This is a genomic window from Dorea sp. BIOML-A1, from assembly GCF_009875615.1.
GTDB classification, from domain to species: Bacteria; Bacillota; Clostridia; order Lachnospirales; family Lachnospiraceae; genus Dorea_A; species Dorea_A amylophila.
In genome coordinates this window covers 19,358-29,691 of sequence record NZ_WWSA01000036.1, presented here as the reverse complement: position 1 = coordinate 29,691, position 10,334 = coordinate 19,358, and the positions used below count along the sequence as shown (strand labels likewise).

Here is a 10,334-nt window from a genome sequence, read left to right as displayed (position 1 = left end):
GCTCTCTTAGTTTTTCTTAGAGCATGGAACCTGAACCAGAACCACTTTATACTGTTTTCTTCAAGGATCGAGAGGCCGCTTTCCCGTTAATAAATTAAATCCCAATTTTCTTCTTCACTTCCGTCTCAACCAGCACATTCTGATACCTATATATACTAAGCAATATTCCAAACATTATATAACTTATCATAATTCCGCTTCCTCCTGCAGTCAGGAAAGGGCAGTAATTATTCGAAAGCGGAAAACAGCCCAGATTCTCCACTACATATCCGATGAACTGAGTAAACAGGACCACCACGCATCCGGTTCCCATGATCATGCCAAGTTGGTTTTTCTGGTGTCCGGTCTTTTGCAGAAACCAGATCAGGACAGCGCCTATGACAGCAATCGCCAACACTGCCGCCAGTATTCCATAATAATGTATAATAAATGTCAGCATATAATCACTGTTAAAAAACCATATCTTTTCACAATCTCCACGTCCTGTAAAATGTGCCCCTGAGATCATATTTCTTATTGTGCCACATAAGCTTCCTGCATCATTGCCTTCCGGATGAATGAATGCCGACAGTCTTGCCGACTGGTAAGCTCTTACATATCCCATTTTAATCATTAATGTCATCCCTGCTGCCGGAAGCAGGATTACCAGACTCCACATGGTGATCAGCGTTCTTTTTCTATTCACTTCAAACCAGTCTTTCCAGACTGCTATTGATAACAAGATCAGAAATGTAAATTCTACACTAACTGCCATCGACAGATTCGGAATACGTAAAATGAGCCATATCGGAAGCACCTGCCACAATATGGCCTTTGCGATACCGACACATCCTGTTTTTTTGCTTCGCATGCTATATAATACTGCTGCATATAGCGGTATGATCAGATATAACAGCGGCCGTAACGGTAATGCCATACCGAAAAAAAGCGGAATTCCGTATACCGATCCGTTGATATACACCGCTCCAATGAATATACCCAGTCCCATTACTACGATCCATATGCCTGCCAGCCGCTTTGCATATTTTCCGATCCAGCTGTAATCAACATAACAGATTCCGATCATACAAGCCAGCCCTGCAAATGTCCACACAATATTTTTCAGATAATCAATATTGCCGCCAATCCCCGAAGTAATCCCTTCTACCTCTCCCGGATTATTTCCCACATCTGCAAGGGCACTTGTTCTCAGACAGTACATCAGAAGAATTCCTGCCAGATTCAGAACTGCAATAAGACCGATCATTTTCCATGCCATTTTGGGTCTGTGAATCCGGTCCATCTCGATTCCTACTTCTACCGGATCGCCCATCTCCAGAACCGCTGCCTCTTCCGCCTCTGAAGGTTCCATTCCTTCTGTCATATAATCGCACTTCTGGTCTTCGATATGATCTTCCAGTTCTTTGGTCACTAGTGGAAGTGCGCGTTTACAGCGAATCTGGTCTGTTACCGTCTGTATATATCTTCTCCTATCCAAAGCACACACCACCCATCACATCCAGAACCGCCTGTGAATATTCTTTCCACTCTTCTGATTTTCTCTTTAATTCCTTTTTGCCTGCTCTTGTAATGTGGTAATACTTCCGGATCTTTCCGACTGCTTCTTTTTCATATGCTTCCACGAATCCTTTCTCCTCCAGTCCATGCAGGAGAGGGTACAGGGTTCCCGCCTTCAATTCAAATACATTCTTTGACTTGCCGCGCAGGGTATCAATCATTTCATACCCATACATATCCTTTTCTTCTAATAATTTTAATACCAGCATCGTTGTACTTCCCGAAACCAGGCTTTTATCTACTGCCATCTTTTTTCTTCTCCTTTCCATGCATAACATATAGATCATCTACATATTGTATCGGTTATCTACATATTATATCGATTACCTATATATGTCAATATGATTCCTGTTATTTTATTTCAGAATCTTTTTATATTCTTTTTTCTGTCAGCCTCTTTCGAAGATATAATAAAAAGAAACGTCAGTTCCGGCTTGCTTTTACCGAAACCGACATTTCTTTTTATTTCTCCGTTTTCACTGGTCAGAGCCACTTTCCCCGTCCCCATTGGCTATCCAATGATGTGTCTTGCTACATATACACCGCTTGCCGATGCATGAGAAAGAGAATGTGTCACTCCACTTCCATCTCCGATCACATACAGACCTTTATGACAGCTTTCGAGATTCTCATCGATGTCTACTTCCATATTATAAAATTTCACTTCCACACCGTAAAGAAGCGTGTCATCATTCGCCGTTCCAGGTGCTACTTTATCCAGCGCATAAATCATCTCCACGATACCATCCAGGATTCGTTTTGGAAGTACAAGGCTTAAGTCTCCGGGTGTTGCAGATAAGGTTGGTGTTACAAGGCCTTCTTCAATACGCTTCTCTGTACTTCTTCTTCCACGTACCAGATCACCGAAGCGCTGTACAATAACACCACCGCCAAGCATATTGGAAAGTCTTGCGATACTTTCCCCATAACCGTTGCTGTCTTTGAACGGTTCTGAGAAATGTTTTGCAACCAGCAATGCAAAGTTCGTATTGTCTGTCTTCTTCTCATTGCCTTCATAGCTGTGTCCGTTTACCGTGATGATTCCGTTGGTATTCTCATTTACGACAATTCCATTTGGATTCATGCAGAATGTGCGGACATTATCTTCGAACTTCTCTGTACGATATACAATCTTACTTTCGTAGAGTTCATCTGTCAGATGCGAGAAGATAACTGCCGGAAGTTCTACACGGACTCCGATATCTACACGGTTAGATTTAGTAGGAATCTCCAGCTCTTTACACACTTTCTCCATCCATTTACTTCCGCTTCGTCCTACAGAAACGATGCATTTTTCACATTCATAGTTTCCTTTTTCACACACCACTTTGTAACCGTTTTCAATTATTTCGATCGTCTCTACCGGTGTATCAAAATAGAAATCTATATGATCTTTCATCTGGTCATACAGATTCTGAAGCACCACATAGTTGATATCTGTTCCAAGATGACGTACCGATGCATCGAGAAGATTCAGCTTGTTCTGCAGACAAAGCTTCTTGAATTTGGTTCCGGCTGTCGAATAGAGTTTTGTTCCTTCCCCACCGTTTTCCATGTTGATTTCATCTACATACTTCATCAGTTCTACTGCCTGTTTCTTCCCGATATATTCGAACAATGTTCCCCCGAAATCATTGGTAATATTATATTTCCCATCAGAAAATGCTCCTGCTCCCCCGAAGCCGCACATGATCGAACATCGTTTACAATTGATACAGCTCTTAATTTTTTCCCCATCAATCGGACATTTTCTCTCTTCAAGCGGATATCCCTCTTCAAACACGGCAATCTTACATTCCGGCTTCTTTTTCATCAGCTCATACGCCGCAAAAATCCCTCCCGGACCTGCTCCAATAATGATCACATCATAATTCATAAGTATCTTCTCCTTCTCATGACATATATATAAACCTTTCTTCCGGTTTTATATTTATTCTTGTTTCTAATTATACTATTTGTAAGTAAAGTGCCGGCTATATTCTACGTTGACATTCACATTTCGTCAAGCTTTTTCCATAGATTTTTAAAGATTGTTCACAGTATATATCTCTGCATTTTTGTAATGTTTCCCAACAGACAGATTCTCCTTTCCGCATCTATCCTTCCCCGCTTATTCTATGCATCTTTTTGTTATTTTTATGCATTAATTTGCATGTTTTCCAACTTTTTTCTCGTTTTTTCTTGCATATTTATAAAATTAGGTGTATAGTATTCCTTGCAGCCGCAAGCGCACACTGTTAAAAGAAAGACTTGACTTTTCCGGCTGTATACGAGAAGATTATTTTAAAGCGATTGATAAAACTATATTTCATGTAGGAGGATATATAATATGAAAGAAAAAGTTGTATTAGCATACTCAGGTGGTCTTGATACCACAGCAATTATCCCATGGCTGAAAGAGACATTTAACTATGATGTTATCTGCTGCTGTATCGACTGTGGTCAGGGGGAAGAACTGGATGGACTGGAAGAAAGAGCAAAGCTTTCCGGCGCAGCCAAATTATATATCGAAGATATCGTAGATGATTTTGCTGATAACTACATTGTACCTTGCGTTCAGGCACATGCCGTATACGAAGATGAATATCTTCTCGGAACTTCCATGGCCCGTCCTGCAATCGCAAAACGTCTCGTGGAGATTGCACGGAAAGAAAATGCTGTTGCCATCTGCCACGGTGCTACCGGTAAAGGAAATGACCAGATCCGTTTTGAACTTGGTATCACAGCACTTGCTCCGGACATCAAAATCATTGCTCCTTGGAGAATGACAGATATCTGGACCATGCAGTCACGTGAAGACGAGATTGATTACTGTAAAGCACACGGAATCGACCTCCCATTCGACGCAAAGCACAGTTATAGCCGTGACCGTAACTTATGGCATATCAGCCATGAAGGCCTGGAACTGGAAGATCCTTCCAATGAACCTAACTACGATGACCTTCTGGTAATGTCTACCACACCGGAAAAAGCTCCTGACAAAGCAGAATATGTTACTATGACTTTTGAAAAAGGTGTGCCTAAGAGTATCAATGGCGAAGAAATGAAAGTATCTGATATCATCCGCAAGCTGAATGAACTTGGCGGAAAACACGGTATCGGAATCATCGACATTGTTGAAAACCGTGTTGTAGGTATGAAGTCCCGCGGCGTATACGAGACACCTGGCGGAACAATCCTGTATGCCGCTCACCAGCAGTTAGAGGAACTTATTCTTGACCGTGCTACAGCAGAAGTGAAGAAAGAAATGGCTGACAAGCTTGCCCAGATTGTATACGAAGGAAAATGGTTCACACCACTGCGTGAGGCAATCCAGGCTTTCGTTGAAAGCACACAGGAATATGTAACAGGTGAAGTGAAGTTCAAACTGTACAAAGGAACGATCACAAAAGCCGGAACCACTTCTCCGTACTCTCTGTACAGCGAGTCTCTTGCAAGCTTTACAACCGGTGATCTGTATGATCATCATGATGCTAGTGGATTCATCAACCTGTTCGGACTTCCGCTGAAAGTTCGTGCAATGAAGCTGCAGAACGTAAATAAGAATCAGAAATAAATTTTACAACAAAGCAACGAAACCTGGTATGCATGAACAGATATGTGCTTCTTTTTCACGCCACATTTCGTTGCTTTGTTTTTTATTTGTATATTTTTATATATTTTTTGTATATTTATGATATAATTTAATTACTTTAAAACATTCATTTTAAACAGGTAAAAAGGCTGTCAGGTAGCAGTTTTTTTACACACTTTCATTTTTCTTTAAAAGAATCCGGATCTTCCCGTTCTGATTTTTATTCGTTTATTTCATGCAATGGATATTGACCGTATATTTCCTTGCATAGTAACATACGCTTTTTTGCCCTCTAAACGTTATGAATGCAGAACGATCCGGATTATTTCCGGCATGTTTCCGTGCATATTCAAAAGGCGTTGTCAGATTTTCTTCTGACAGCGCCTTATTTCTCTTTAAGGATTCCGTAATCTTTAACGCAATGATCCTGTTTTTATGCACTTCTTTGAAACTGCGAATTATACAGTTCAGCATAGAATCCATTCTGTGCAAGAAGTTCTTCATGATTTCCCTGTTCTACGATATCTCCGTCTTTCATAACCAGAATCATATCTGCATCACGTATTGTTGACAGTCTATGTGCGATCACAAAGCTGGTTCTTCCTTTCATCAACTGATCCATTGCCTTCTGGATCTGAATTTCGGTTCTTGTATCTACCGAACTTGTCGCCTCATCAAGGATCAGTATCTTAGGATCTGCAAGCATTGCTCTTGCAATTGTCAGAAGCTGCTTCTGTCCCTGTGACACATTACTTGCTTCTTCATTTAACTCCATCTGATAACCACCCGGAAGGGTCTGTATAAAACGGTGTGCACGTGCTGCCTTTGCAGCCTCCACTACCTCTTCATGCGTTGCATCCAGCCGTCCATAACGGATATTATCTTCGATACTTCCTTTGAACAGCCAGGTATCCTGTAATACCATTCCGAACATTTTTCTCAGATCATCGCGGTTAAAGTCACGGACATCATGCCCGTCCACCTTGATCGAACCACTTCCAACATCATAAAAACGCATCAGTAATTTGATGATCGTCGTCTTCCCTGCACCGGTAGGTCCTACAATCGCAACCTTCTGTCCCGGCTTTACATCCACACTGAAATCATTGATGATCGTGTGATCCGGATTATATCCGAAATGAACATGTTCGAAGCTTACGCTTCCTTCCATTTCATCAATACATGCCGGATGTTCCACTGTCTGGTCTTCTTCCGCCTCCTCAAGGAATTCGAAGACACGCTCAGATGCTGCAGCTGTGGACTGTAACATGTTTGCCACCTGCGCAACCTGCTGGATCGGCTGCGTAAAGCTTCTTACATACTGGATAAAAGACTGGATATCACCAACCTGGATTCTTCCTTTCATAGCAAGATAACCGCCCAGGATAACTTCTCCGACATAACCAAGATTTCCGACAAACTGCATGATTGGCATCATCATTCCGGAAAGAAACTGCGATTTCCATGCAGAAGTATATAAAATATCATTGTCCCGCTTGAATGTAGCGATTACATCCTCCTCTTTATTGAATGCTTTGATGATACTATGACCGCCATAGATTTCTTCTACCTGTCCGTTTACATGGCCCAGATACTCCTGCTGGCTCATGAAATACTTCTGCGAACGTTTTACGATCATAGAAATCAGTCCCATTGAAACCGGAAGAATCAGAAGTGCTACCAATGTCATCAACGGACTGATACTGAGCATCATGATCAGCACACCTATGATCGTTGTCACCGATGTGATCACCTGCGTTGCACTCTGGTTCAGGCTCTGGCTTAAGGTATCTATATCATTTGTGATACGGGATAACACCTCTCCATGTGTCTGTTTATCAAAATAATTCATCGGCAGGCGATTGATTTTTTCTGAGATTTCTTTTCTCAGACGATAAGTCAGCTTCTGTGATACTCCTGTCATGATATACCCCTGTACGAATGAAAACACTGCACTTGTCAGATACAGGCATAACAGAGTCAGTACAATATGTGCGATCTTGTCAAAATCGATCCCAGCTCCGCCGGATACTTTTCTGACCAGACCTTTAAATATCTCGGTCGTTGCTTTTCCAAGTATCTTCGGTCCTACGATATTAAATATCGTACTTCCGATGGCAAATACAATCACAAAAAATATTCCAATCTTATATGCGCTCAAATATGCCATCAGCTTTTTCATCGTGCCTTTAAAATCTTTTGCCTTTTCATTGGACATTCTCGGTCCATGTCCTCTACCTCTTGGCATATAATTCCACCTCCTTAAGATCTTCTTCTAATTCATTCTCTGATAATTGTGAAGATGCGATCTGATAATATGCTTCACAGTTCTTAAGCAGTTCTTTATGTGTACCTTTTCCGACGATCTGACCATCATCTAACACAATGATCTGATCTGCATGGAGAATCGTACTGATTCTCTGTGCGACGATCATAACCGTACTTTCTGATGTTTTCTCTTTCAGCTTTGCACGAAGTGTTGCATCTGTCTTATAATCCAGTGCTGAAAAACTGTCATCAAATATATATACATCCGGATGTTTTGCTATCGCTCTTGCAATCGAAAGTCTCTGTTTCTGACCTCCGGATACATTCGATCCTCCCTGGGAAATGGTACTCTTATACTTTTTCTTCTTTTGCTCAATAAATTCAGTTGCCTGTGCAATCGTTGCTGCCTCTGTCATCTCGGCTTCACTTCCATCCGGATTACCATATAAGATATTTGAAGCAATATCGCCTGAGAATAATACAGCTTTCTGCGGTACATATCCCAGTTTCTCCCGGAGTTCGTGTTGTGATACATTTCGGATATCTTTTCCGTCAATCGTAATCTTACCGTCTGTAACATCATAGAATCTCGGAATCAGATTCACCAGCGTAGACTTACCACACCCGGTACTTCCGATAAATGCCGTCGTCTTTCCAGGCTCTGCGGTAAAGGAAATGTCATGCAGGACATCTTCTTCTGCCCCCGGATAACGGAACGATACATGGTCGAATACAATCTTTCCTTTTCCTTCTTCCGGAATGTGTGACGGGTTCTTGGGATCATGGATCATAGTCTCACTTGTCAGTACTTCGTCTACACGGCCTGCAGATACAGCTGCTCTTGGCAGCATAACCGAGATCATACAGATCATTAAGAACGCCATGATAATCTGCATCGTATACTGGATAAATGCCATCATATCACCAACCTGCATTGCTCCGTCATTGATGCTGTGACCACCCACCCATACGATCAGGACCGCAATACTGTTCATAACGAACATCATAAGCGGCATCATAAATGTCATTGCGCGGTTTACAAATAAGTTCGTCTTTGTCAGTGCTTTATTTGCATCATCAAAACGTTCTTCCTCGTACTTCTGTGTACCAAATGCACGGATAACCGAAAGTCCTGTCAGAATTTCACGGCTGACAAGATTCAGTTTGTCAACCTGATTCTGGATTAGCTTAAACTTCGGCATTACCACCAGGAATAAGAATCCTACGATAACTATAATAACAGCAACCGCAAGTCCGATGATCCACGACATGTCGACATTCGTATGAAAGACTTTCCAGATTCCTCCGATTGCCATAATCGGTGCATACAGAACCATCCGAAGGATCATAACAAGTAATAATTGGATCTGCTGAATGTCATTCGTACTTCTTGTAATCAGTGATGCCGTAGAGAATTTATCAAATTCCGCATTGGAGAAACCAACCACTTTACGGAATACATTTTCACGAAGTCTGCGTCCGACACCTGCACCGACACGTGATGCCAGCAGTCCGACCAGTATACTTGCTGCCATTCCGAGGAATGCAAGCGCCAGCATCTTGGCTCCTGTATGTAAAATATAGGTAGTTTCGATCTGATCTGTATCAATTCCTATATGGGTGTAAGCGTCTTTAATGTACCCCGCTGCTGCCTGGGCAATAATTGAATCCTGCATGGAATCCATCTGCTGATCCATCTGTCCGATCAGCGCATTCCTGCCTTCAGCTCCCATAAACTCCAACATATCATAGATATCCATCTTATCAACATTCGGAATTCCAGACATCTGTGTCCGCATCTGCTCTTCGATCTTCTTTGTCATATCACTGCCGGAATCAAATCCTGCTGCCATGAGCATCGGCTTTCCAAGAATCTCTGAAAGCCTGTCCACTTTCTTTTTATCTTCTTTCACAGAAGCTTTTAATTCCATTACAGTACCATTATAGTCGTATTTTTCCACCGACTCTGTATACGCGTTTTTTACAATTTTCTGTCTGTCCGACGGAACCAGCAGTAACAGATGATTCAGATCTTTTTTGGAAATTGTATCAGGTAGAGCTTCATCAATGCCGCCCTGCTGGATACCTACATTCACAATATCCGATGTGTAAGTCGGCAAAGACAGATCACAATAAGCCTGGACAACCAGTATGCAGATAATCGCTGCCACAGCAGCTGCATATGGTTTCAGAAACTTAAATAATTTTCCCATTTTCTTATGTCTTTCCTTTCTGCATTCATATTTATATACAACGGATCTGTCCTATCCAGTTCCGTCTGTATATTCTATTATTAAAAATTCCCACGTGCCGATGGACATGTCTTTTCTATGATTGTATCCATATCCACACCTTTGAAATCCTTTGAGTTCAACAGATTGTTTTTCATTTCTGTCAGAAGGCGCTTCATCAGAAGTATCTCTTCTCTTGATATTCCCTGATAAACTATTTCTTCCATTTCACAAATTACTCTTTGAATTCCTTCTATACATTCTTCTCCTTTTGGCGCGAGATGAATTTTCACCACTCTTTGATCCTTTTCATCCTGTCTTCGTGTCACATATCCTTTTTCTTCCATCTTCCGTAACGCAACAGTCATGGATGGCGGTGTAATGCCGACACGTTCTGCCAGTTGTTTCTGCGACTGTTCACCCCAATGTTTCAACGAAAACAAGACTCCCGCCTGACTTGGTTTCAAGTCCATTTTTTCCATACGCTTCATTGACTGATATTGCATAAATTTCATTAATTGAAATACGGAAAAAAATGTTGACGTTTCCATATCTTTTTCCAAATCCTCCACCTCCTTTTATTAATTAGAATTCTAACGATTATATTAGTCATTTCCACCAATATTGTCAATGTTTTTATATTTTTTTTATATTTTTATTGTTTGTTTTATATTTTATTTATTTAGAATACTAACTAATATACA

At 41.3% G+C, this 10,334-nt stretch carries 7 protein-coding genes; 1 reads left to right on the top strand and 6 read right to left on the bottom strand.

Annotated features, from left to right (window positions below; all coding sequences use genetic code 11):
• Positions 1-94: 94 nt before the first annotated feature.
• From GT508_RS12540 to GT508_RS12530, 3 genes are all read right to left on the bottom strand, one after another.
• The gene (locus GT508_RS12540) at positions 95-1,477 is read right to left on the bottom strand and encodes a permease prefix domain 1-containing protein (protein ID WP_161144368.1); all 1,383 of its coding nucleotides are present in this window, start codon (positions 1,475-1,477) and stop codon (positions 95-97) included.
• Positions 1,470-1,805: a PadR family transcriptional regulator gene (locus GT508_RS12535; protein ID WP_055284016.1), complete on the bottom strand. Its 336-nt coding sequence runs from the start codon at positions 1,803-1,805 to the stop codon at positions 1,470-1,472. The genes GT508_RS12540 and GT508_RS12535 overlap by 8 nt, the downstream gene beginning before the upstream one ends.
• A gap of 263 nt (positions 1,806-2,068) precedes the next feature.
• Positions 2,069-3,433: an NAD(P)/FAD-dependent oxidoreductase gene (locus GT508_RS12530; protein WP_161144367.1), complete on the bottom strand. Its 1,365-nt coding sequence runs from the start codon at positions 3,431-3,433 to the stop codon at positions 2,069-2,071.
• 453 nt (positions 3,434-3,886) lie between these two features.
• Here GT508_RS12530 and GT508_RS12525 point away from each other — a divergent pair, with 453 nt between their 5' ends.
• Positions 3,887-5,113 (top strand): argininosuccinate synthase, encoded by a 1,227-nt coding sequence (locus GT508_RS12525; protein ID WP_028088325.1) that lies wholly within the window; start codon positions 3,887-3,889, stop codon positions 5,111-5,113.
• Positions 5,114-5,564: 451 nt separating this feature from the next.
• Here GT508_RS12525 and GT508_RS12520 read toward each other — a convergent pair whose 3' ends face one another.
• The 3 genes from GT508_RS12520 to GT508_RS12510 all read right to left on the bottom strand — a co-directional run bounded on the left by GT508_RS12520 (position 5,565) and on the right by GT508_RS12510 (position 10,193).
• Positions 5,565-7,379 (bottom strand): ABC transporter ATP-binding protein, encoded by a 1,815-nt coding sequence (locus GT508_RS12520; RefSeq protein ID WP_161144366.1) that lies wholly within the window; start codon positions 7,377-7,379, stop codon positions 5,565-5,567.
• On the bottom strand, positions 7,366-9,612 hold the full coding sequence (locus tag GT508_RS12515; RefSeq protein WP_161144365.1) for an ABC transporter ATP-binding protein: 2,247 nt from the start codon (positions 9,610-9,612) through the stop codon (positions 7,366-7,368). The genes GT508_RS12520 and GT508_RS12515 overlap by 14 nt, the downstream gene beginning before the upstream one ends.
• Before the next feature lie 80 nt (positions 9,613-9,692).
• Positions 9,693-10,193, bottom strand: a complete 501-nt coding sequence (locus GT508_RS12510; protein WP_243144124.1) for a MarR family winged helix-turn-helix transcriptional regulator — start codon at positions 10,191-10,193, stop codon at positions 9,693-9,695.
• Positions 10,194-10,334 lie beyond the last annotated feature (141 nt).